The organism is Modicisalibacter xianhensis (assembly GCF_900113605.1).
Lineage (GTDB): Bacteria > Pseudomonadota > Gammaproteobacteria > Pseudomonadales > Halomonadaceae > Modicisalibacter > Modicisalibacter xianhensis.
On sequence record NZ_FOPY01000008.1, the window covers coordinates 126,202 to 148,740 of the forward strand.

Annotated in this window: 28 protein-coding genes and 1 tRNA gene; 12 read left to right on the forward strand and 17 right to left on the reverse strand. The window is 58.1% G+C overall.

From position 1 onward, the window contains the following. Window positions 1–20: 20 nt before the first annotated feature. The 3 genes from BM194_RS11285 to BM194_RS11290 all read right to left on the reverse strand — a co-directional run bounded on the left by BM194_RS11285 (window position 21) and on the right by BM194_RS11290 (window position 1,522). Complete coding sequence (locus BM194_RS11285) at window positions 21–314, reverse strand: hypothetical protein (protein WP_092846783.1); 294 nt, start codon at window positions 312–314, stop codon at window positions 21–23. A 643-nt stretch (window positions 315–957) separates the two neighbouring features. Next, window positions 958–1,161, reverse strand: coding sequence for a hypothetical protein (locus tag BM194_RS20455; protein ID WP_143097589.1), 204 nt, complete (start codon window positions 1,159–1,161; stop codon window positions 958–960). A 271-nt stretch (window positions 1,162–1,432) separates the two neighbouring features. After that, window positions 1,433–1,522: transfer RNA gene (locus tag BM194_RS11290), tRNA-Ser, on the reverse strand. Window positions 1,523–1,691: 169 nt separating this feature from the next. Here BM194_RS11290 and BM194_RS11295 point away from each other — a divergent pair. The 7 genes from BM194_RS11295 to BM194_RS11325 all read left to right on the forward strand — a co-directional run bounded on the left by BM194_RS11295 (window position 1,692) and on the right by BM194_RS11325 (window position 4,892). Next, window positions 1,692–1,994: a hypothetical protein gene (locus BM194_RS11295; RefSeq protein WP_092846785.1), complete on the forward strand. Its 303-nt coding sequence runs from the start codon at window positions 1,692–1,694 to the stop codon at window positions 1,992–1,994. Window positions 1,995–2,144: 150 nt separating this feature from the next. Next, window positions 2,145–2,810: a Bax inhibitor-1/YccA family protein gene (locus BM194_RS11300; protein WP_092846787.1), complete on the forward strand. Its 666-nt coding sequence runs from the start codon at window positions 2,145–2,147 to the stop codon at window positions 2,808–2,810. Between the two features lie 85 nt (window positions 2,811–2,895). After that, window positions 2,896–3,288, forward strand: coding sequence for a sulfurtransferase complex subunit TusD (tusD, locus tag BM194_RS11305; RefSeq protein WP_092846789.1), 393 nt, complete (start codon window positions 2,896–2,898; stop codon window positions 3,286–3,288). A gap of 14 nt (window positions 3,289–3,302) precedes the next feature. Further along, window positions 3,303–3,674: a sulfurtransferase complex subunit TusC gene (tusC, locus tag BM194_RS11310; protein ID WP_092846791.1), complete on the forward strand. Its 372-nt coding sequence runs from the start codon at window positions 3,303–3,305 to the stop codon at window positions 3,672–3,674. 19 nt (window positions 3,675–3,693) lie between these two features. Beyond that, a complete protein-coding gene (gene tusB / locus BM194_RS11315) occupies window positions 3,694–3,984 on the forward strand; it encodes a sulfurtransferase complex subunit TusB (protein WP_092846793.1) in 291 nt (96 codons plus the stop codon). Next, the gene (locus BM194_RS11320; protein ID WP_092846795.1) at window positions 3,984–4,337 is read left to right on the forward strand and encodes a TusE/DsrC/DsvC family sulfur relay protein; all 354 of its coding nucleotides are present in this window, start codon (window positions 3,984–3,986) and stop codon (window positions 4,335–4,337) included. Before tusB ends, BM194_RS11320 begins: the two co-directional genes overlap by 1 nt. 6 nt (window positions 4,338–4,343) lie before the next feature. Continuing rightward, window positions 4,344–4,892 (forward strand): acyl carrier protein phosphodiesterase, encoded by a 549-nt coding sequence (locus BM194_RS11325; protein ID WP_092846797.1) that lies wholly within the window; start codon window positions 4,344–4,346, stop codon window positions 4,890–4,892. A gap of 1 nt (window position 4,893) precedes the next feature. Here BM194_RS11325 and BM194_RS11330 read toward each other — a convergent pair whose 3' ends face one another. From BM194_RS11330 to BM194_RS11350, 5 genes are all read right to left on the reverse strand, one after another. Then, window positions 4,894–6,120 (reverse strand): molybdopterin molybdotransferase MoeA, encoded by a 1,227-nt coding sequence (locus BM194_RS11330; RefSeq protein ID WP_092846799.1) that lies wholly within the window; start codon window positions 6,118–6,120, stop codon window positions 4,894–4,896. After that, window positions 6,113–6,643, reverse strand: a complete 531-nt coding sequence (gene moaB, locus BM194_RS11335; RefSeq protein WP_092846801.1) for a molybdenum cofactor biosynthesis protein B — start codon at window positions 6,641–6,643, stop codon at window positions 6,113–6,115. The genes BM194_RS11330 and moaB overlap by 8 nt, the downstream gene beginning before the upstream one ends. Beyond that, the gene (locus BM194_RS11340) at window positions 6,640–6,954 is read right to left on the reverse strand and encodes a DUF1244 domain-containing protein (RefSeq protein WP_092846803.1); all 315 of its coding nucleotides are present in this window, start codon (window positions 6,952–6,954) and stop codon (window positions 6,640–6,642) included. Before BM194_RS11340 ends, moaB begins: the two co-directional genes overlap by 4 nt. 43 nt (window positions 6,955–6,997) lie before the next feature. After that, window positions 6,998–7,630 (reverse strand): helix-turn-helix domain-containing protein, encoded by a 633-nt coding sequence (locus tag BM194_RS11345; protein WP_092846805.1) that lies wholly within the window; start codon window positions 7,628–7,630, stop codon window positions 6,998–7,000. Between the two features lie 93 nt (window positions 7,631–7,723). After that, window positions 7,724–8,677, reverse strand: coding sequence for a histone deacetylase family protein (locus tag BM194_RS11350; protein ID WP_092846807.1), 954 nt, complete (start codon window positions 8,675–8,677; stop codon window positions 7,724–7,726). Between the two features lie 106 nt (window positions 8,678–8,783). Between BM194_RS11350 and BM194_RS11355 the strand changes: the two genes are divergently transcribed. From BM194_RS11355 to BM194_RS11370, 4 genes are all read left to right on the forward strand, one after another. Then, entirely contained in the window at window positions 8,784–11,531 is a 2,748-nt protein-coding gene (locus BM194_RS11355; RefSeq protein WP_092846809.1) for a bifunctional acetate--CoA ligase family protein/GNAT family N-acetyltransferase, read from the forward strand. 321 nt (window positions 11,532–11,852) lie between these two features. Continuing rightward, complete coding sequence (locus BM194_RS11360) at window positions 11,853–13,058, forward strand: quaternary amine ABC transporter ATP-binding protein (RefSeq protein ID WP_092846811.1); 1,206 nt, start codon at window positions 11,853–11,855, stop codon at window positions 13,056–13,058. Further along, on the forward strand, window positions 13,058–13,900 hold the full coding sequence (locus tag BM194_RS11365) for an ABC transporter permease (RefSeq protein WP_092846813.1): 843 nt from the start codon (window positions 13,058–13,060) through the stop codon (window positions 13,898–13,900). The genes BM194_RS11360 and BM194_RS11365 overlap by 1 nt, the downstream gene beginning before the upstream one ends. A gap of 100 nt (window positions 13,901–14,000) precedes the next feature. After that, window positions 14,001–14,876 (forward strand): glycine betaine ABC transporter substrate-binding protein, encoded by an 876-nt coding sequence (locus tag BM194_RS11370; protein WP_092846815.1) that lies wholly within the window; start codon window positions 14,001–14,003, stop codon window positions 14,874–14,876. A gap of 60 nt (window positions 14,877–14,936) precedes the next feature. On the opposite strand, the gene pdxH is transcribed toward BM194_RS11370, so the two are convergent. The 7 genes from pdxH to BM194_RS11405 all read right to left on the reverse strand — a co-directional run bounded on the left by pdxH (window position 14,937) and on the right by BM194_RS11405 (window position 19,449). Continuing rightward, window positions 14,937–15,581 carry a pyridoxamine 5'-phosphate oxidase gene (pdxH, locus tag BM194_RS11375; RefSeq protein WP_092846817.1) on the reverse strand — a complete coding sequence of 215 codons (645 nt, stop codon included), beginning with the start codon at window positions 15,579–15,581 and terminating at the stop codon, window positions 14,937–14,939. A 72-nt stretch (window positions 15,582–15,653) separates the two neighbouring features. Further along, window positions 15,654–16,007 (reverse strand): branched-chain amino acid transporter permease, encoded by a 354-nt coding sequence (locus tag BM194_RS11380; protein ID WP_092846819.1) that lies wholly within the window; start codon window positions 16,005–16,007, stop codon window positions 15,654–15,656. Beyond that, window positions 16,004–16,744, reverse strand: coding sequence for an AzlC family ABC transporter permease (locus tag BM194_RS11385; protein ID WP_244890943.1), 741 nt, complete (start codon window positions 16,742–16,744; stop codon window positions 16,004–16,006). Before BM194_RS11385 ends, BM194_RS11380 begins: the two co-directional genes overlap by 4 nt. Before the next feature lie 59 nt (window positions 16,745–16,803). Continuing rightward, window positions 16,804–18,033 carry a hypothetical protein gene (locus tag BM194_RS11390; protein ID WP_092846821.1) on the reverse strand — a complete coding sequence of 410 codons (1,230 nt, stop codon included), beginning with the start codon at window positions 18,031–18,033 and terminating at the stop codon, window positions 16,804–16,806. 26 nt (window positions 18,034–18,059) lie between these two features. After that, window positions 18,060–18,455: a DUF2069 domain-containing protein gene (locus tag BM194_RS11395; protein WP_092846823.1), complete on the reverse strand. Its 396-nt coding sequence runs from the start codon at window positions 18,453–18,455 to the stop codon at window positions 18,060–18,062. After that, entirely contained in the window at window positions 18,455–19,075 is a 621-nt protein-coding gene (gene wrbA / locus BM194_RS11400) for an NAD(P)H:quinone oxidoreductase (protein WP_092846825.1), read from the reverse strand. The genes BM194_RS11395 and wrbA overlap by 1 nt, the downstream gene beginning before the upstream one ends. A 20-nt stretch (window positions 19,076–19,095) precedes the next feature. Further along, entirely contained in the window at window positions 19,096–19,449 is a 354-nt protein-coding gene (locus BM194_RS11405) for an arsenate reductase family protein (protein WP_092846827.1), read from the reverse strand. A gap of 203 nt (window positions 19,450–19,652) precedes the next feature. Here BM194_RS11405 and smrA point away from each other — a divergent pair, with 203 nt between their 5' ends. Then, window positions 19,653–20,249 carry a DNA endonuclease SmrA gene (gene smrA / locus BM194_RS11410; protein WP_092846829.1) on the forward strand — a complete coding sequence of 199 codons (597 nt, stop codon included), beginning with the start codon at window positions 19,653–19,655 and terminating at the stop codon, window positions 20,247–20,249. A gap of 83 nt (window positions 20,250–20,332) precedes the next feature. On the opposite strand, the gene BM194_RS11415 is transcribed toward smrA, so the two are convergent. Both BM194_RS11415 and BM194_RS11420 read right to left on the reverse strand, forming a co-directional pair. Continuing rightward, window positions 20,333–20,839, reverse strand: a complete 507-nt coding sequence (locus BM194_RS11415) for a DUF934 domain-containing protein (protein ID WP_092846831.1) — start codon at window positions 20,837–20,839, stop codon at window positions 20,333–20,335. After that, window positions 20,832–22,484, reverse strand: coding sequence for a nitrite/sulfite reductase (locus BM194_RS11420; RefSeq protein WP_092846833.1), 1,653 nt, complete (start codon window positions 22,482–22,484; stop codon window positions 20,832–20,834). Before BM194_RS11420 ends, BM194_RS11415 begins: the two co-directional genes overlap by 8 nt. Window positions 22,485–22,539: the final 55 nt, after the last annotated feature.

A 22,539-nucleotide genomic window follows, 5' to 3' on the forward strand; every position in this document is an offset into this window, starting at 1 on the left:
TAGCTATATTGATACTTTAATTAGAAAACCTTGAACACATGATAAGGCACAAGGTGCACCGAATAAAAGAAAGATCCCACCCATACTTCATTGAGTATATCGGCACTGTTGTCATTCTCGCCACGAACAACAAATTCAAGCGGCTCGGGCACCTGCTCATCGGGCTTTTGGACGACAATTAGAATACGCCCATTGGCAGGATTAAATAGCATGCCGCAGACTTTTGCGCCCATGACAGAGTCTATGATGATCGACTTGCCAAGCATATCGGTATCGAAGTCAATGCTGTATGTAACTACCGACCCTGTATCCATGATTTTTTCCCAGGCAGCACGGCAAGTTAATAATAATCCAAAATTGAGCAAGCACAAGGGCAACGTCGAGAGGGCGATAGGTTCCCAAGCTTTCCACACTGCTTACTGGGGCCTGCCACCTGCATGTATACAAGAGACGTTTTGTAATTCAAAAAGTATCCATAAGGTTAATCTTGGTATCTTTATAATAATTAATCTTGCTAATATTGAATTTTAGCAACACATGGCTCATCAGACTGAAATGTACAGTGCATATTTTGCTTGACAGTGGTCAATGTTCCTTATGGCCTGATAGCTATATTCGATGGTAACTTTGCAAGAGATGTTGCTTATGCTGAACATATCCAGATCGGTTCAGTGCCCCCATTGCCATTACCAAAACCGATGGAAAGGCAACCCTGGCGGTCATGAAGTGCTGTATTGTCGTCATTGTGAAGCCACCCTTTGCACATATGATGAATATATACGCCAGATGGTGCGCCACGAAGTGGCAAGGATAATGGTCCAGTACACCGATCCCGACTCCGACAGTCAACTGGAACTACTTAAGCGTGTGCTATGCGATGAAGCTGAAAAGTACAAATAGCTGCACTGGCTTGGCTCGCATGTTCTTTGACAATAGATAGCCTCTACTGAAGAACCTTCAGATGAAGGCACGCAATGCCATGACGCGCTCTTGCCTGTTCAACTCATCTGCGCGGGCTTCTGCTCGCGAATAAGACTCAAACGTCTCAGGTAGCAAGCTTCGGGTGATGCCCTTGATCTCGACGAGAACCGACCAGCGGTGCGTTGCTACCCTCGAATCGGCACGGTTCGCGATGAGCGCAGGATGGTATTTCTTGTTCAAGCTTGGGGCCCTTTTGGTTGGCCAAGCTAGGTTAGCAGCAATTCCAAAGGGTTAGAGTCAGATTAGCGAGCAGAAAAAGCATTAGTTTTCAAACTCACACCTAGACCAGCGGTAGCCACGAGGTTTTCCCGGGCGCATACTTAGGAACATGAGCGTAAGGAGGACGGGATATATTCCAGTCATGAAAAAACCCGTCCAAGCCACTAGCGGCGTTCGAACGGGTTCTGGGACAGATGCCCACAGGGACATCAATCGATGATGTTTGGGTGAGTGGCGGAGGGACAGGGATTCGAACCCTGGAAGGGCGTTAACCCTTGCCGGTTTTCAAGACCGGTGCATTCAACCGCTCTGCCATCCCTCCGGCTCACGGCGTTGTATACTACCAACATTTGAGTATTCGTCAAGAGGGCGTTGGCAATCAGTGGCTTAATACCTTGTCCAAGCATCGTGTCACGGAGCAGAAAAGGGTGGCGAAGACCGGCTAATCCGGCCAGCCTGTAAAGGCACCTAAGGAACCAAAGGAGATCACCATGTCAGGAAACACCGTACGGGTGCCCATAGAGCAAGCCAAGGAACTCCAGTTGGCAGATATCCATATCATCGGTGCGGTAGGGCGTCATGATGACGATCATCGCTATGTGGAACTGATGAGCGATCTGCAGCACCTGCCGATAACGGCCTCTAGTGACGCGCACAACAAGGAAGGATCACCCAATCTGCTGCTGGTTGAAGTCGATGACCCCAATGATTCGGAGTGTCTACGTTCGGCAGTGGAAGCGTTATCGAAACTCGAGACCTTCGAGCAGCACCGTCATCATTTCAAGCAGTTCTAGGCCCGGTTTCTATCGGTTGGAAAGGGGAGCCCCTACCAAGACGGGGCTTCCTTTTGGCATGCATGTTTGTGCGCTTTGGCCGCTTGCACAGGGAACCCGAAGCCGGCATTCTTGATCTAACGCTAGCAACCATACAAGGGAGCCTGATCAATGGCCTACCAGTCACATGTGACCGAGCGTCAGACGCAAGCGGTCAGTACCAACAAGGTATTGCGCAACACTTATATGCTGCTGGCGATGACCTTGCTGTTCTCGGCAGTCACCGCAGGCGCAGCCATGGCCATGGGTATCGGCCAGATGAACATCTTCGTGTTCTTCATTGGTGCCTACGGTCTGATGTTCCTGGTGCATAAGACAGCAAACTCAGCGGCTGGCTTGCTGGCAGCGTTTGCCTTTACTGGCTTTATGGGCTTCACCTTGGGGCCAATACTGAGCCTGTACCTTTCTATACCTAATGGCGCGCAGTTGGTCATGACGGCACTGGCCATGACCGGAGCCACCTTTGTGGGTCTTTCCGCCGTGGCGCTGCTGACTCGCAAGGACTTCAGCTTCCTTGGCAACTTCCTGCTCGCCGGGGCCATCGTTCTGATACTCGCCATGGTCGTGGCAATGCTCTTTGACATTGCAGCGTTGGCCTTGGCGGTTTCCGCCGGTTTCGTGCTGTTCTCCTCGGCGGTGATTCTCTACCAGACCAGTGAGATCGTGCACCGGGCCGGTGAAACCAACTATATCCTGGCGACCATCACGCTTTACGTGTCGATCTACAACCTCTTCGTCAGCCTGCTTTCCCTGCTCGGCGTGATGAGTGACGACTGAGCGACCCTATCCGGTCAGCTTTGAACGAGACCCCGTCCTCACGGACGGGGTTCTGTGTTTTTACACAGCAAAGGATGGCATCGACATGAAATACGCATTACTGGTGCAGGGTGCCCCCTATAGTCAGCAAGCCTCGCATTCTGCGTTGCGTTTTGCGAGCGCCCTAATTGCCCGGGGACATACTCTCGGCACGGTCTTTTTCTATCATGACGGTGTTTATAATGCGTCTCGCTTGGCAACTCCGCCCCAGGACGAACCCAACCTGGTAGAGGCCTGGCGTCGGTTGCACCAGGAGCAGGGCACATCGCTGCTGGTATGCATTGCAGCCGCGTTGCGGCGCGGCATCATCGATGAGCGCGAAGCGCGACGTCACGGCAAGGAGGGCCACGCTGTCGAATCGCCTTTCGAGCTGACCGGGCTAGGGCAACTGATCGACGTCCATACCACTCATGATCGGCTGGTAACATTCTCTCCTTAGTGTGAAATATAGACATGAGCGATACGACGGACTCCGCCATGCTGGTCATGCTACGCCACTCACCACATGGCAGCAGTTGGCTGCGCGAAGGACTGGACGTAGCCCTGGTAGGTGCTGCCTTGGGCAGGAAGGTCCACGTGCTCTTTCTCGGTGACGGCGTGCAGGCCTTGATCGCGGGCCAGACCAGTGGTCCGCTCGGCCAGAAGGGCACACATCCGACCCTTGATATGCTTGAGATGTACGATATCGACACCTTGCTCGTCGATGGCGAATCCTTGGCACAGCGAGGGCTGACGATCGACGACTTGCAGCTTCCAGTTAGCCTGGTCGATGCTGCGTCGCTGCCTCGTGTCCTGGCTGAACATTCGCCGATATACAGCTTTTAACCTCGATAAGGATGCGTGTGTGTTGCTGCATATACTGAACCGCTCGCCGGCTTCCAGTCGTGTCCCGTTCGATGCACTGCGTGCCATGGGCGACAATGACCGGCTGTTACTCTTGGAGGATGGCGTCTATGGCGCGGTGGCTCCTCTTGCCGAGACATTCGCATCCATTCGTGGACGGATCTTCGTGCTGAAAGAAGATCTGGTTTCACGCGGACTGGAACACAGACAAGCCGAGACCATGGAGCTTGTCGACATGCAAGGCTTCGTCGCCCTGACGGAGCAGGCAACACAAACGGTGAGCTGGTATTGATGAGTGCACGGACATCTGACAAGTGCGTGACTGTCGAAGGCCGGGATATTGCCCTTGACCCCGAAGGCTATCTGATTGACATGGACGAGTGGACTCCCGGTGTTGCAATAGCGCTCGCTGCTCAGGAGGGACGCCTTCTCACCGAGGAGCATTGGGAGGTCATCGAGGTACTGCGTGACTTCTATCGTCGTTACGAAATGGCACCGGCCATGCGTCCGCTGGTCAAGGCCGTAGGGCAGACGCTGGGAGCGGAAAAAGGCAAGTCTCTCCATCTCATGAAGCTCTTTCCCGAGAGCCCGGCCAAGGTAGCTGCCCGCCTCGCAGGCCTACCGAAACCCACCAATTGCCTCTGAGGTAAAGTGAATTTTCTTGCACATGCCTTGCTGGCCAGGAAGGGAAGCGATGATTTCCTGTACGGCAATCTGATTGCCGATGGAGTGAAGGGCAGTGATTTGAGTGGCTGGCCCGATGAGGTCGGGTATGGCATTCGTCATCACCGGCGAGTCGATGCCGTGGTCGATGCCCACCCCGATGTCGTAGCTGCTCGTGCCAGGGCGCCACGTGATGGCAGGCGGTTCGCCGGGGTCGCTCTGGACATGGTCTGGGATCATTTCATTGCCCGTGACCTTGATGACGACAGCATCATCGAGCGTGCCTATCATGTGCTACGAAACCGCCAGGCACCGGCTCGCCTGGGCAGCATGATCCCGGCGATGGTCTCTCAGGACTGGCTCAGAGGCTATGCCGACTTCGACTTTACCTGCAGGGCCGTGGCCGGGCTAGGCCGCCGCCTTAGCGGCCCCAACCGTCTCGCAGCACTGGTTCCGTGGCTGGAAGGTGATTATGAGTTGCTGGAAAACGACTTCCAGCGCTTGTGGCCCGACATTCGCGCCCGGCTGGGCCGGTAAATCACTTCTCCACAAGCCACAGGCACTCCAGGCTATCGCCTTCGCAGACCTCGGTAAACGGCGGCACGATGGCCAGGGCATCAGCATCGATGCAGGATGACAGCACCGCAGAATTTTGATCGGCAAAAGCATGAGCAGTAATCTTGTCCGGCGTGAAATCCAGTCTGACGCGCATGTAATGGCGTCGTCCCTGGGTGCGTGTCGCGAAACCGGCTCGGGCATACATGCGTGGCAATGCCTGTAACGATGGGCAATCGAGCAGTTGACCCATCAAGGGACGAACAAACAGCCAGGCGCCAACGTAGCTTGATACCGGATTACCAGGTAGCCCAACGAACCGGACCTGGCCATGGCCGTCCTCGCGAGGCAGGCGACCCAGGGCCAAAGGCTTCCCCGGACGCATTGCCAAACGCCAGAGATCCAGTGTGCCGAGCGCTTCGAGTGCCTGCTTGACGTGATCCTCCTCACCGACGCTGACACCACCGGTAGTAATTACAATGTCGGCCTTGCCGGCCGCTTGACGAAGCTTGTCACAGGTCGCTTCGTAACGGTCGGGGACAGATTCGGCCATGATGACCTCGGCACCGAAACGCTCCAGCAGGCGGCGCAGCATGGGACGATTGGAGTTGTAGATCTGTCCCGGTGCCAGCGGCTTGCCCGGGTCGACGATTTCGTCGCCAGTGAAGAGCAGGGCGACCCGGGGACGACAGCGCACGTTGACCTCGGTGATCCCTTGGCCAGCAAGGTGGCCGAGGGATGCCGCCTCGAGACGTGTCCCCGCCTTCAGCAAGACCGTCCCTGAGGCAACGTCACGCCCCCGAGATCGAATGTTACTGCCCAGAGAAAGAGTCTTGGGAAAATGGATCCCTTCGGCAGTTTCCTGAACATCCTCCTGCATGACAACACAGTCGGCACCAGGAGGGATCTCGCTGCCGGTAAAAATCCGGGCGCAGCTATTGGAAGCCAGAGGCGAGGGTGGCACGCCAGCGACGACTCGCTGAGTGATGGGCAGTGTTCTACCTGCATCACTGCAGCGCAGGGCATAGCCATCCATTGCACTGTTATCCGCAGGAGGAACGTCCTGCCGGGCAATTACCGCCTGGGAAAGTACCCGGCCACCGGCTCGCTCGATGGCGACTGGCTCGTCGGGAAGCGCCTCGACGCCATCGAGCAAGGCAGCCAGCGCTGACTCAACGCTTTGCAACCCGTTGGCTACAGGTTCAGCCATGGGTACCTCGACCGGGAATGACCAGGTTGGCATAGTTGCATGGCGTGTGGCGGCTATCCAATTGTTCGCGGAGGATGCCATTCCAGGCCGTGCGGCACGCCCCGGTGGAGCCCGGCAGGCAAAAGACCACCGTGGCATTGGCCAATCCGCCCAGGCAGCGGCTCTGTATTGTCGAACTGCCGATTTCTTGCCAGGAAAGATGGCGAAACAGCTCGCCGAAGCCTTCGATCGTCTTGTCCAAGAGCACACTGACGGCTTCTGGCGTGGAATCGCGTCCAGTGAAGCCCGTACCTCCAGTGGTCAACACCACCTGAACCGAGGGATCGGCGATCCACCCCGCCACCACGGCGCGAATGCGATACACATCGTCGACGACGATCCGTTTGTCTGCGAGCCGGTGGCCAGCGGCCGCGAGGCTCTCGACCAGCGCCTGGCCTGAACGATCGGTGTCTTCCGTCCGGGTATCGGAAACGGTCAGTACCGCAACGTTCAACGGAACGAATGCGCTACGTTCCTCGCTCATGACTGCTCCTTGGCCTTCTGGCGTGCTTCCAGGGCCTCGAGTTGATCCGGCGTCGCCGGCTGCTGGTACTTGTCCTTCCACTCGCTGTAGGGCATGCCGTATACATATTCCCGGGCGGTTTCGTAGTCGAGTTCGGCTCCACGCTCATGAGCAGCGGAAACCAGCCACTTGGACAGGCAATTGCGGCAGAAATCCGCCAGGATCATGAGGTCGATATTCTGGACGTCCTTGTTGGCATCCAGGTGTTGAAGCAGTCGGCGAAAGGCGGCGGCTTCCAATTCGGTGCGAGTCGCATCGTCCATTTGCTGCATGACAGGGTCTCCTGGGTCAAGTTGGGCAGAGTTTGCGATCCACTCAGTTTGCTTCACCACGCGTGCATACGGAAAGCACGATGGCGTCGGCAATGCTCGTGGATACCAAGGCATGCCCCATATCGCTATCGAAGTAGATACTGTCACCTTGCTCGAGTTCAAGCGGCTCATAAAATTCGGTATAGAGTCGGATGGTGCCGTCAAGCACGATAAGAAACTCTTCCCCATCGTGGCGCACCCACTCGGAAAACTCATCGAAGCTGCGAGCCCGGACAATGGTCTTGAAGGGGATCATGCGCTTTTGCGCCAGTTGCCAGGACAGTAGCTCATGCTCGTAGGTTGGCGTCGGGTGCTGCTGGCCCTCGCCGGATCGAGTCAGGTCGCGGCGTCCCGACGTCCGGGATTGCAGCTTGGGTGGGCTGAGCAGTTGCGGAAGATCGATACCCAGCCCGCTGATCAGCTTCTGTACCGCAGCGAAGGTCGGGGAAATCTGGTCATTCTCGATCTTGGATAGCGTGGAACGCGCCAGTCCGGTACGCCGGCTGACGTCCTCCAGCGTCCACTGATTGGCCAGGCGAATCTGCTTTAGCCTCTCACCCAGCCGCAGCGGCTCCACGAATGGCTTGCGGCCCGAGGCGATACGGAGCGCCGCAGCTTGATCGGTGTTGGCTGACATGTTGGTTCACTATAGGAAATAAAGTTTCCTCGATCCTACCACAGCCGCTACTGGCCGGGGGCGGCTATCCGACATGCACTTTATACGTGAGCGTCAAATGACTTTCTTTTCTTCCTGAACGAAAGGCTGGCCGAGCAGGGCCTGAACATGCGCAGTTGCACATCTACCCAGGGCGTCCAGGTCATAGCCGCCTTCAAGTACCGACACCAGGCGGTTACCGGCGTAGATTCGCGCCACATCCATGGCCAGCGTGGTAATCCAATGAAAATCCTCGTCCTCAAGACATAGGTCGGCCATCGGGTCGGATCGGTGGGCATCAAAGCCGGCCGACACGAGGATCAGTTCGGGCTGGTGAGCCTGAAGAGCGGGTAGCCAGTCCCGCTCGATCGCCTGTCGAAATCCACGGCTATCCGTGCCTGCATCCAGCGGAGTACAGACCACATTCTCGGCCTCGGGGCGCAAGTAGCGCCAAGGGTAAAAGGGATATTGATAACTGGTGCAAATCAGCACGTCCGGGTCATTGGCAAAGATATCGATCGTGCCGTTGCACTGGTGTACGTCGAAGTCGAGGATGGCCAGGCGCTTCACCCCATGCCTGGCTCGCGCATGAGCGGCGCCCACGGCCACGTTATTGTAGAAGCAGAATCCCATGGCCTCGGCGGCCTCGGCATGATGCCCCGGCGGGCGCACGGCACAGAACACATTGTCGGCCTGATGCCGGTAGACCTGGTCGACACCGCGCACCACGGCCCCCGCTGCAAGACGGGCCACCTCGAGACTGTGCGGATTCATAAACGTGTCGTTATCGAGATTGATCAGGCCATGCTCGGGAACGCACTTGACGAGTGAAATCAGATGTCGCTGCGGGTGTACGCGAGCCAGTTGCTCATCGCTGGCCGGTCGTGCTTCCGACTGCATCGTCTGCTGGAGGATACCGGCCAGTGCCATGCGCTTGCGAATGGCTTCCAGGCGTAGGGGGCTTTCCGGATGCTCCGGCCCCATGTGGTGCAGGTCACAATGGGGGTGCGTAAGAAAGGATGTGATCATGGCGGCTCTCCGGAACGACAAGCTGCGACATTAATTGCGCCCATTGCTTGCATGACAGTGGCAATAAGTCGTACACAGGGGATGACGATGAGCAAGGAGTCAGGTTGTGGGCACGCGTTTTCTACGCCATTTCTTCGAACCGAGAACACTCGCTGTCATCGGAGCTTCCGAAAAACCTCACTCCATGGGCGGTTTAGTCATCCGTAACCTGGAGGATAGCGGGTTTCCCGGCACCATCTGGGCAATCAATCCGAAAGGCTATGGCAAGGTATACGGCAGGCCTTGCGTCAAGCGCGTAGCCGATCTGCCCGAAGTGCCTGACCTGGCCATTGTCTGTTCGCCGGTAGCAACGGTACCCAAGCTGATCCAGCAACTGGGCCGCTTTGGTGTTCGGGCCGCGATGGTACTTTCCGGGGGGTCCTACCTGAATGACCATACGGATGACGGCAGCTCGATCCGGGAACAGATGCTGGCGGCAGCCCGTCGCTCGGGTATTCGTGTGCTGGGACCGGAGTGCCTGGGGCTGGTGGTGCCGGGGCGCAGGCTCAATGCAACCTATGCCAGCCAGCCGGTCAAGCAGGGACGGGTCGCTTATCTCGGCCAGTCAGGGATGCTCGGCAATGCCATGATCGACTGGGCGGCAGGCCGGGGCATAGGTTTTTCGCACCTGGTGACGCTGGGCGACAGTATCGATGTGATGCTTCCCGATCTGATCGACTACATCAATCAGTTCTCGCCGACCCAGGCAATCCTGCTGCATCTGGAAAGAATCTACGACTCCCAGCACTTCATGACGGCACTGCGCGACGCGTCGCGTAACCGACTCGTCCTGGCCATCAAGAGCGGTCGTACTCCCCAATCCGAACTCTCCCATGCGCCACCGACACCGGGCGTTGCCAATCGTGATGTCATTGTCGATGCCGCCTTGGCCCGTGCCGGGGTAGTGCGGGTGGACAACTCCGACGAGCTGTTCGACGCGCTGGAAACCCTATCGCGCATGAAGCCGCTTCGCGGCGACCGGCTGGCCATCGTCTCCAATGGCCTGGGCCCGGCTTTGCTGGCCATCGACAAGCTGATCACGGCAGGAGGCAAGCTGGCGGAATTTACCGACCAGACCCGGCAGGCACTGGTGGATGGCGATTTTGACGTGAGCCTGCCCGGGCGCAACCCGGTCGATCTGGGCGGCAATGCGACCCCGGAGCGCTTCGTCGAGGCGCTGGAAATCGTCGCCGGCGACCCTGGCGTCGACAGTGTGCTGGTCGTGCATGCGCCGACGCGCATGGCACCCTCGAAGACCACCGCGGAAGCGGTCATTGCCAACCGCAAGCGCTTCAAACGCAACCTATTGACCAGTTGGATGGGGCTCGAGGAAGCCTTGTCGGCACGCCACGAATGCAATCTGGCCGGTATTCCTACCTATATCTCACCGGAAAAAGCCGTCAAGGCCTTCATGCACATGGTGGATTACCAGCGAGTTCAGGCCCTGCTTCAGGAAACGCCGCCCAGTTTGCCATTTGCCACGACGCCAGAAATCCGGGCCCGCTGCCACCGTTTGATCGAGGCCGCCAAGCAGCGCGGCCGAGACCAGATGACTCACGAAGAAACCGGGCAGGTACTTGAGGCCTACGGCATCCCCACGGCACCAAGCTGCTACGTCTTTTCAGCCGAAGAAGGCGCAGCGCGCGCCGTGGAATTTGAAGGTCGCATGGCGCTGAAGGTAGTGCATGAACATAACTGTGTGCCATACCGGTACCGCAAGCATCCGCACAAGCTTTCTTCAGGCCTGCTGCAAGATCTCGATACGCCTGAGCAGGTCGCGGATGGGGTGCGCCAGTTGGGCGACAAGGTGCGCGAGAAGTTCCCTGACAGCCGCATCTACAGCTATTGCCTGCAGGCCATGCAACGCGGCAAGCATTCCATGCAGCTATGCGCCGGCATTACGCGAGACCCGATTTTCGGACCCGTCATCGTCTTCGGTATCGGTGGCTACAAGGTCAACGTACTTGCCGACCGGCATGTGGCTCTCCCCCCGTTGAACATGACGCTTGCCAACGACCTGATATCGCATACCCACGCAGCCAAGCTGATTCTCGAGCATTCGCGCCATCCCGAACGGGACATTGACCGCCTGTGCCAGTTGCTGGTCAAGCTGTCACAGATCGCCTCCGACCTGCCCGAGCTCAAGGGATTGGAGATCAACCCGCTGCTGCTCAATCGTGACGGGCTGGTGGCCGTCGATTTCGCCATGGACCTGGGCACGCCGGCTCGGCATGCCATCATGCCGTACCCAGAAGAGTTGCGTGAATGGCTGGTGTTGAAAAACGGCATGCAAGTCGAGATCCGCCCCATTCGAGGCGAGGATGCCCCTCTCATTACCGGTTTTCATTCCCAGCTCTCCGAGGAGAGCATTCGCTTCCGCTACTTCCATAACAAGGCCGACCTGACCAAGCGCGACCTGTCGATACTGTCCCAGATCAACTACGACCGGCAGATGGCGTTCATCGCCGAGCATGTGCGTACCGATGGCAGCAAGGAAATGCTGGGCGTCGTCAGGGTCTGGAATGATCCGGACAACATTCGTACCGAGTTTTCCATCATCATTCGTGACGATCTGCAGGGGCAGGGGTTGGGCAGCGTACTGATGAACAAGATGATCCGGTACTGCAAGGGGGTCGGTACGCTGGAAATGGTCGGCAAGATCATGGTCGATAACCATCCGATGCGTGCATTGATGAAGCATCTCGGCTTTACCGTGCACTACAACATGGAAGAGCAGGTCGTCGACGCCGTGCTTCGTCTCAATGAACCTACCAGCGAATGGCAGCGACACCGCCTGGAAAACCAGCCCTATTGATTACCGCGAATCAATCGGCACAGGACGTAAGCCAGTAGGCGCGAGCGGACGCCTCACGGTGTCCGAGATGCCACTCCCATCCCCTTGCTGAAAAAAGGGCAATCGGGCTGTAACGCTCATGGTTGCTGGCTCCGGTTTTTGAACCGTTGATCAATCATCAGGTTTTCTGATTTGCCCACTTTTCAATAACTACGTATGATATAAACCCATAACGATTTCTTATCGTCGCGGCAATTCAGCATCTCACTGCGCTATGAATTGCTCCAGACACGAGCCAGACGCGCCGCGACAGGAACCGATGGGTAACATACGGACAAGCCGATGAGCGACAATACACAACAGACCAAGATTCAGGTGCGCGGCCTGAGCAAGGTCTTCGGCAACCAGCCGAAGAAGGCGCTCGAGCTGCGTGACCAGGGGCTCAAGCGCCCCGAGATTCTCGAAAAGACCGGCCAGACACTCGGCCTCTCGAACATCACCTTCGATGTCAAGGAAGGTGAGCTTCTCGTTATCATGGGCCTGTCAGGCTCCGGCAAGTCGACGTTGATCCGCTGCCTCAATCGGCTAATCGAGCCGACCGAGGGCGATATCATCATTGATGGCGAAAACATCCCCAAGCTCAGCGACAAGGAATTGCTGGAATGCCGTCGCCGGCATTTCTCCATGGTGTTTCAGCATTTCGCCCTGTTTCCCCACCGCAGCGTACAGCTCAATGCCGAATACGGCTTGGAAATTCGCGGCATCGACAAGGCCGAGCGCGCCCAGAAAGCCCGCGCGGCCCTCAAGCAGGTCGGCCTGGAAGGATGGGAGGATGCCTTCCCTAGCCAGCTCTCGGGAGGCATGCAACAGCGCGTTGGCCTGGCACGGGCGCTTGCCAACGACTCGACCGTCCTGTTGATGGACGAGGCGTTCTCGGCCCTCGATCCGCTGATCCGCAAGGACATGCAGCAGGAGCTTCTCGAACTCCAGCATCGCATGAAAAAGACCACCATCTTCATTACGCATGACCTGGATGAAGCCCTCAATATCGGTGATCGCATCATTCTGCTCAAGGATGGCGAGGTCGTTCAGATCGGCACGCCGGAAGAGATATTGACCCAGCCCGCCGATGAGTACGTTGCTCGATTCATCGAGGGTGTGGACATGTCTCGCGTACTGACCGCTCGTCACGCCATGCGTCCGGTAAGGGCAACGGCAAGGATCGATGACGGTCCGCGCACCGTCCTTCACAAGCTCAGCGAGAACGGCCTTGACTCCATTTACGTGACCAGTCGCGAGCGCAAGCTGGTCGGGTTGATCGAAGCCGATGTCGCCAACCGCGCGGCTCGCGACGGCAAGGGCAGCCTCGAAGGGCTGCTCAGTGACGACTTCCCGCGTGTCGGTCCCGATGAGCCATTGCACAACCTGTTTGCAATGTTCAACGAGAAAAGTTTCCCCATTGCCGTCGTCGACGATGAGCAGCGCTTGCTCGGCGTCGTGGTCAAAGGGGCCGTACTGGCGGAACTGGCTGAAGCAGGAGAACAATGATGGCGATCGACATCCCTCGCATTCCGCTTGGCGACTGGATCGAAGGCGGGCTCGACTTTCTGACCTCGGAATACTCGATGGTTACGCGCGGCATTTCGCGCTTCACGCAGACCGGTATCAATGCCCTCAACGACGGGTTGATGTGGATGCCGGCTTGGGCACTCATGGCCTTGATCGGCCTGCTGTGCTGGCGACTGTCGGGTATTCGCCTGGCCATCGGTGCAGTACTCGGTCTCGTACTGATCTGGAATCTGGGGCTTTGGGATCCGATGATCGAGTCGTTGACCCTGGTTGTCATCGCCACGTTCGTCGCGGTCCTCATCGCCTTGCCACTCGGTATATTCGCGGCACTGTCAGACCGGTTCTATAGCATGATCATGCCGATACTGGATTTCATGCAGACCATGCCGGCCTTCGTTTATCTGATTCCGGCCATCCCGTTCTTCGGCATCGGTTCGGTATCTGCCATTTTCGCTACCGTGATCTTTTCCATGCCTCCGGCGATCCGCTTCACGACGCTGGGTATTCGCCAGGTGCCCAAGGACCTGGTCGAAGCTGCGGATGCCTTCGGCTCGACGCGTGGCCAGAAACTGATCAAGGTGCAGTTGCCGCTCTCGTTGCCCACCATCATGGCAGGGATCAACCAAACCATCATGCTGGCTCTGTCGATGGTCGTCATTGCCGCAATGATCGGGGCGGACGGGCTGGGCAACGAAGTCTGGAAAGCCATTCAGCGCTTGCGTCCCGGCGACGGGTTCGAAGCCGGTATTGCCGTGGTTATCCTGGCAATGATCCTGGACCGCCTGACCCAGGCGCTTCGCAACACCAAGAAAGCTAAATAACAACGCCTGTCAGACCCGGCCCGTCAGCGGGCCGGTATATGCAAGTGACCACTGGTCCGTGGGCCGGTAAGTCGTCCAAATCATCCAGAAGGGGAAAGTGATGAAAACGATAAACACACTGTCTCGCGCCGTTCGCTATGGCTCCGTGCTGATGATAGCCGGTATCGGTTTTGCCGCTGGCACGGTCCAGGCGCAGGACAAGGGAACGGTCGAACTGGCGTATGTCGAATGGGCCTCTGAAGTGGCCTCGACTAATGTGGTACGCGCCGTCCTCGAGCAGATGGGATATGAAGTCGACATGTCCTCGCTGTCCGCGGCTGCCATGTGGCAGGCGGTGGCTTATGGTGATGCTGATGCCATGGTAGCCGCGTGGCTGCCGACAACCCACGAAAATTATTATGAGCAAACCAAGGAGCAGGTCGTCGATCTGGGCGCCAACCTGGAAGGAACCAAGCTTGGCCTTGTGGTACCCGCTTACACCGACATCACTTCCATCGACCAGTTGGACGATAAGGCCGATGCGATCAATGGTGAGATTGTCGGTATCGATCCCGGCGCCGGCCTGATGGGCCTGACCGAGGATGTCATCGAAGAATACGGTCTTGGCGATATCCAACTGCAATCAGGTAGCGGCGCGACCATGACAGCGGCGCTACAAGCAGCGATCAACAATCAAGAAGACATCGTTGTGACCGGCTGGACACCACATTGGATGTTTGCCCGCTGGGATCTGAAATATCTCGAAGACCCCAAGAACGTCTATGGTGGTGCGGAAGAGATCCATACCATCGTGCGGCAAGGATTAAAAGAAGACATGCCGGAAGTGCATGCCTTGTTGGACAATTTTTCCTGGACGCCCGAGCAGATGGGTGAAGTCATGCTGATGAACCAGGAAGAGGGCAGCGATCCTTACGAAAATGCCAAGCAGTGGGTAGAAGAAAATCCGGATATCGTATCCGAGTGGATGGGAAAGTAATCTAGCCTGCTGGACCAGAGAGCGCCCGACCGCATGGTCGGGCGTTTGCATGCATGACCCTCAGGGAGCCAGTCGCACCTTCATCCAGCCATGGCCCTCATGGCGACTGTAACGCAGTCGATCGTGCAAGCGATCCTCCTGGCCCTGCCAGAATTCGACGACCGATGGCTCGATGCGATATCCCCCCCAATGGTTGGGGCGCTTGACCGGTTGACCATCATAGACCTGCTCGAAACGATGCTTGCGCTCTTCCAGCCAGGTGCGATCGGGAATCTCCACACTCTGCTGCGAAATCCAGGCACTTAGCTGGCTATTGCGCGGGCGGCTGAAGAAGTAGGCATCCGATGCCTCACGACCAACCTGCGTCACCTTGCCTTCGATACGCACTTGGCGCTGCACGGTGGGCCACCAGAAGACCAGGGCGGCATGAGGCACATTGGCCAGTTCACTACCTTTATGGCTCTGGTAGTTGGTATAGAACACGAACCCCTCATCATCGATGCCCTTGAGCAGCACGATACGGGCATGCGGCAAGCCTTGGCTATCGACCGTAGCCAGCGTCATCGCATTGGCGTCGTAGGGCTCGTTTTCCAGGGCGAGTGCCAGCCAGTCCTGAAACAGCGGAAGCGGGGTGTCGGGCGACGTCGTCGTATCCAGATGGTTTCCCGTATAGTTGCGTCGGACATCGGCAATATCGCGAATCATGGCGCTCTCCTGATATTTTCCTTTCATCTTCGCCGCTGACGGCCCTGGGCTCAAGATGATTGTATGCTTGGCTCACCCTGGCATGAACCAACCCAACTGGATCATGGCCATGTAGAGCCCGGTGCCGCCGATGATCGACAACAAGGCGTTGCGACGCCACAGGTGCAACATGGCTACAGTGACGGAGGCAAGGAGCAGCGGCAAGCCGTTTTCGCCTCCGTTCAGGCTTCCCTCCGCCAACGGTCGGAAGTGGCGCAACGCATAAAGCACCAGTATCAGCATGACCGCCGGAGGCAGGTAGCGCCCGAGATGAAGAATCAATGGGTGCTCGGCATGCCGTGACAGTGCCACAAAAGGCAATACACGTGTCGCAAATGTCGCCAGGGCACAAACGGCAATGATCAATATCAGCATAGCGTGACTCATGCCTTGCCCTCCTGACCTCGATCAATCCACAGGTAATGCGCGAATAGCACCAGGCTGGTAGCGGCGATAGCCCCTAATAGCAAGTGTCGGTCAGGTAGCAGGACAATGGCACCGACTCCGACGATCAGTGCCACGAGAAAAGGCAGGGCCTCGCGCAACCGCCGTGCCTGCTCCAGGGTCAGTACGATGAACAGGGCCGTGAGTGCGAACTCGATGCCACGGCTGTCGAACTCCAGCGTAGCGCCTGCCAGTGCACCGGCGAGAGTGCCAAGCACCCACCACAGATGGTTCAATACACTGATACGCCACGCTGCTGCATGGTCATGACGCTCAAGATTCATGCGTTGCTGGCTGGTGAGCAGGGAATACGTCTCGTCGGTCAGGGCGAAGATCAAGTAAGGCTTGCGCCAGCCTGCACCCTGAAAGCGCTTGAGCAGTGACAGCCCATAGAACAGATGACGAGAGTTGAGCATGAACGTGGCAACGGCAATCTCGACCAGGCCCGCATGATTGGCCAGCAACGTGACAGCAAGAAACTGTCCTGCCCCCGCATAGATGAACAACGACATAAGCAGGGATCCCCACCAGGGATGGCCCAACTGCATGAAAAGAATGCCAAACGCTGCCCCCAGAGGAAGGTACCCGAACATGACAGGGACAGTTTGTAGCATGGCGTTGCGCCAATCGCTCACACGTAAAGACACAAGCGGATTCCTGTTAGCCTGGTAATCGCTCATGATATACGAACATGAGTGATTACTGGCATTTGACAGGAACTTCATCGGTCCCAGGCAGCTCAGGTCAGCCAATTGTGCGCAGCAAAGACCACTCCACAGAGCAACCAACCAATCAACGCATACGGAAGGTTCCAGCGCATGATGTCCTTGGCTTTCACACCATAACGTACGCTCAGTGCCAGGTTGCTGCCTGATAATGGGCTGCTACCGGTGCCCAGCGCCCAGCCCATCAGAAACATCATGCCCAACAATGTCGGGTCGGGTGACAATGGCGACAGCAGTGGTGCGAGCGTCGTGACACCAACCAGCGGATGAATGCCGACGAACGCCAGCGCCACGATAAGGCCCAGCAAGAGCCAGGCATGCCATTCACCAAACCGGGAAAAGGGCAGGTCAGGACCGCCCGGCCAGCTTGCCAGCATGGCGGCCAATCCACTGGATAGCACACCGGCAGCCAGAAACAGGGCAAATTGCGGAGCCAACCGGGGCAAACCCTCGTTGCATTGATCGCGTAGACGACTCAGCCGGTCGTTGCCCGGCATCAGGAGAATGGCAAAAAGGGGCGAGATGATGCTGATAATCAGGGGAATCGATAACCCTGGCCACCAGTGATGAATCAGGACCACTGACACGGCGAGCGTGCAGGGCAGAACCAAGGCATTCACCTGGAGGGGGAAGCCGATAAAGTCGCCCCCGACACGATAGGCATCCATGGCGACCAGGCCCAGAAGCAGGAAGGCGGCAGCCAGCCCCCATGGCAGCAACGTCAGGAAATCGAGTCCGGGCGCGTAGGTCAGCGCCACCCCCATAGCAACGAAGAAAGGCGACCATGCTGCCGCAGCGGGGAAGGCGCGTCCCAGCACGATCATCTGCTGCCTGTCGAGTTGGCCACGACGCTGCATCCGATCGCCGAACAGAAAAAGCGCCGACATATTGATGACGGCCCCGAAGAGATGAACGCCGAACAGCGTTCCCAGCAGGCTACCTTGTTGCCGTCGGGAGGAGGAGACAGAGGTATCGGAAGGGGTGGCTAGCGAGAGGAAACTGATTCCGGCAAACATCATCAGCAAGGTTTGATTGATCACCAGGGCGGAGAGCAGTGAATGGGGCGTATCATGAAAAAGCGCCACTACCCAGAACCCTACGCCTGCGCCCCCCAGCAGCAGGGCCTGTCGCCTTGAGGTACGTGGCAACTGCCGCCCGAGACGCAAAGTGGCAAACCAGCTCAAGGCGGCGGCGGGCCATATCGGCCAGTTCAGCAGGCTGCTGGCAACACTCAGCACCAGCATGGAAAGGATCAGTGCGCTCGAATACCTCACGAGGCGGTGAGCTGTCGGCTACGCCAACGTGCGAAGAACATGCTGCTGATAAACAGGGCGAGGCTGGCCGCTACCTCGAGCATGCCAAGCCAAGCCTTGTCAGGCAGCGTGGCAATCATCACTCCCTGCATGAAATAGAGCAGGCTGACGAAAGCCAGCCAGGCATGGCCCCGCGGGCGCTGAGTCACGATGGAGGGCAAAAACAGAATCAGCGGGAGAATGCGCACCAGCATGGGCATCAGCCCATTATCACTTTGCGCCTGCAGTTGCAGGCCTCCCACGAAAAGCAGGGCAATCAGCACGACGTAACTGGCAATGACGCCTTGACGAGCACGCTGGGTCAGACGGTTCAGGCCATGTCGCTTCTCGAGACGTTCCAGTGCGGCTCGCATCACTTCTCCTCACGCAAGGGACGCAATGCCATGGCTAGTCGTGCGAGTCGACGACCTTGGGCACGTGCCAGTGTGCGTTCAATGTCGTCGACACTGCGATCGCTGCGCTCCCCCGCCACATGGCTGGTACCGTAGGGGGTCCCCCCGCTGCTGGTATTGACCAGACCACTTTCGCTGTAAGGTACGCCGGCATAGACCATGCCCTGGTGGAGCATCGGGATGAGCATGGTCAGCAAGGTTGCCTCCTGTCCCCCGTGCAGGCTGGCCGTGGAAGTAAAGGCCGTCGCGGGCTTGTCGATCAGCGCGCCGTTCAACCACAGCTCGCTGGTTCCATCGAGAAAGTACTTGAGCGGTGCCGCCATGTTGCCGAACCGGGTCGGGCTGCCCAATGCCAGTCCATCGCATTGCCTGAGATCTTCCAGCGTGGCATAGACGGCGCCCTCGCTCGGTATGTCAGGCGCTACCGCCTCACAAGTCGTGGACACCGGCGGCACGGTTCTCAATCTGGCATCAACGCCGGCGATCTCCTCGACACCTGCGGCGACCTGCTCAGCCAGAGTACGAGTCGCACCGGAGCGCGAATAGTAGAGGACGAGGACATAAGGACGGGTTGGGCTCATCGTGGCTCCAGGCTGGGAATTCACTCGCTGTCGAGAAGGGTGAGGATAGCTTCGGGCGGACGACCGATCACGGCACGGTCCCCACGATCCAGAATCGGTCGCTGCAGCAGGCGCGGATATTCGGCAATGGCGGCGAGACAGGCGGCTTCGTCAGGCTCGGTAACCTGAAATGCCTTCCACTCCGCCTCATTGGTGCGGACCAGGCTATCGCAAGGGGTATCCAGCCGTGAGGCCAGTGCCTTCAGCTCTTCCCGGTCCAGCGGCTCGTCCAGGTAACGACGTACCTGAAAATCGACGCCTCGCGCCTCCAGCAAGGCCAGCGCCTCACGCGACTTGGAGCAACGAGGATTGTGATAGAGCATCAGTGCAGCCATCCACCTATGTCCTTAATTGGAATGACATCAGGGAAACTATCGTTGTATCAGACGATTGCGATCATTCTAAGCCGATACGACGGCACTCCACAACGCAACGGTTGTCTTACCGACTGGCGTGGCGACACGGCCGCTCGGCCTTGAGGGGTTCAGGATTGCCTCTGATAGTATGTAGTACTTGTCCATCTGCGGGAGGGCGTTGCATGAACCGCTGCCTTGAACAGGATCTCGATTTTCGCAGCCTGATGGGAGACGAGGTCAGACCACTATCCAAGGGCCACGACAAAGCCGATGTCGAAACGACGCCCCGTTCGCCCAGTGAAGCGCAACTGGCCCGTAGAGCCAGTGCAGAAGAGGACGCGTCAACAAGCAATTTTCTCAGTGACGAATTCGTCGACCTGTTGCCTGAGCATGACCCCATCGAGTTTCGGCGCAACGGCATACAGACTGGGGTCCTCGAGCGACTGCGGCAGGGTGGTTATGCTCCCGAAGCACGTTTACACCTGCTTAAACAGCCTGTCCGCACCTGCCGAAGCGAACTGTTTACCTTCATTCAGGATGCTATTGCCCACGACCTGCGTTGCCTGCTCATCGTGCATGGCCGTGGCAAGGCCGTGGACAGCCATGCCAATGTTGTCCGCTCCTACGTGGCCAAATGGCTGTCCCAGTTCGAGGAAGTCCAGGCCTACTCCTCGGCCCAGCCCGCACATGGCGGAATCGGCGCGACTTATGTCATGCTGCGTAAGTCGGAGCGGGCCAGGGCGCGTAACCGTGAGCGCCAGCAAAAGCGGCGCGGTTGACCCATAACGCGACAGCGCCGCCCAATGGGCGGCGCTGTCGTTTGTGGGACTAGAGATCAAGGGCCAGTCTGATCAAATGCCAGTCAGCTCGTTTCACGCAGCCGACGCTCGAACATCGCCTCCCTGACGTCCACCCCGGGCTGGTAGCTGACGCTGAACGCCCCAAGCGCACGCAAGGCATCGTCAAGATGCTGGTCTTCGCGCAGCGCCAAGGCATCGAAGCCACAGCGCGTCATGTAGAACAGCTGGTCGACCAGCACATCGCCGATTGCCCGGATCTCACCCTTGAAGCCATAACGCTCGCGCAACAACCGAGCCAGGGTGTAACCACGCCCATCGGTGAAGGCGGGAAAGTCGACGGCAACCAAGGGTGCCTTGGCAAGCTCCTCGGCAAGTGCCGGGGTCAGCTCCGTATCGCTAGGCAGCCACGGAGCCAGACCGTCATCATTGTCGTGCTCTTGCCATAACCTCAAGGGAACGATGGCCGGACGCTCGTCGGGAAGACTTTCCTCGTCGCGACACAGGCTCCAGGTATCACGTTCGGGCTGGCCCAACTTGATCAGCGTGGTTTCCGGTTGGCCGTTATGCATACACCCGCTCCTTGAAAGGCTTGATGCCGATACGACGGTAAGTGTCGAGGAAGCGTTCATCTTCGTGACGCTGCTCGACGTATACCTGAAGCACCTTGTCGATGACGGCCGGCACATCCTCGCGGTAGAAGGAGGGGCCGAGGATCTTGCCGAGCGAAGCATCGTCACGCGAGTTGCCACCCAGCGAGACCTGATAATATTCTTCGCCTTTCTTGTCGACACCAAGAATGCCGATATTGCCGACGTGGTGATGGCCGCAGGCGTTCATGCAACCGGAGATATTGAGGTCCAGCGGGCCGAGATCGTAGAGGTAATCCAAGTCGTCAAAGCGCTCCTGGATAGCCTGGGCGATGGGAATCGACACGGCGTTGGCCAGGGCGCAGTAATCGCCGCCGGGGCAGCAGATGATGTCGCTGAGCGTGCCCACCGTGGGATTGGCCATACCCAGGTCCTGAAGCTTTTGCCACAACGCTTCGATCTCGTCCACGGGCACGTCGGAGAGCACCAGGTTCTGTTCATGCGTCACGCGCATTTCGCCGAAGCTGAATACGTCCGCCAGATCGGCAATGGCATCCATCTGATCGGCCGTGACGTCGCCGGGGGCATGTTCTCTGCGTTTGAGCGAGAGCGTCACTGCCTTGTAGCCAGGCACGACGTGATCGGTCACGTTATTGGTGACGAAGCGGGCGAATCCACGATCGTTCTGGCGCAGCTGCTCATAGGCTGCGATCGCAGCGTCGCTGACCTGGCGACGCTCAGGTTCGGGGAAGTGCGCGCGCGCTGCGTCGACAGCCGCCTGGGTCAGGGTCTGCGGTCCATCCTTGAGGTGGGCCCACTCTTCCTCGACACGACGGCGATACTCCTCGATACCCAGTGCCTTGACGAGTATCTTGATACGCGCCTTGAACTTGTTATCGCGGCGACCGAACTGGTTGTAAACGCGGACGCAGGCCTCGAGGTAGGTCAGCAGATGCTGCCATGGCAGGTCCTCGCGAACTACATCGCCGACCATCGGTGTACGGCCCAGACCACCGCCGGCCAGCACGCGAGCGCGCAGCTCACCCTTGTCGTTGTGCCATAGGCGCACCCCGATGTCGTGCACCTGAATCGCGGCGCGGTCGTGCTCCGCCCCGGTGACGGCAATCTTGAACTTGCGCGGCAGGTAGGCAAACTCGGGGTGCAGGGTCGACCACTGGCGAATCAGTTCGCACCAAGGGCGTGGATCTTCTACCTCATCCTTGGCGATACCGGCAAACTGGTCGCTCGTGGTATTGCGGATACAGTTGCCACTGGTCTGGATGGCATGCATCTGCACCTTAGCCAACTCCGCCAGGATATCGGGCACATCCTCGAGCTTCGGCCAGTTCAATTGCAGGTTCTGGCGGGTCGTGAAATGGCCATAACCCCGATCGTAACGTCGCGTGATGTCTGCCAATGTCCGCAATTGCCCACTGGACAGCATGCCATAGGGGATGGCAATGCGCAGCATGGGGGCATGCCGCTGGATATACAGGCCGTTTTGCAAACGCAGGGGGCGGAACTCATCCTCACCCAACCGTCCCGCCAGATAGCGATCCATCTGGTCACGAAATTGGGCGACGCGTTCGTCTACGAGCGTCTGGTCGTAGGTGTCGTACCGATACATACAGGCGTGTCCTGCTAGTCAGGGCGAAATGGGATCTGTGCCGTGGCACAGACCA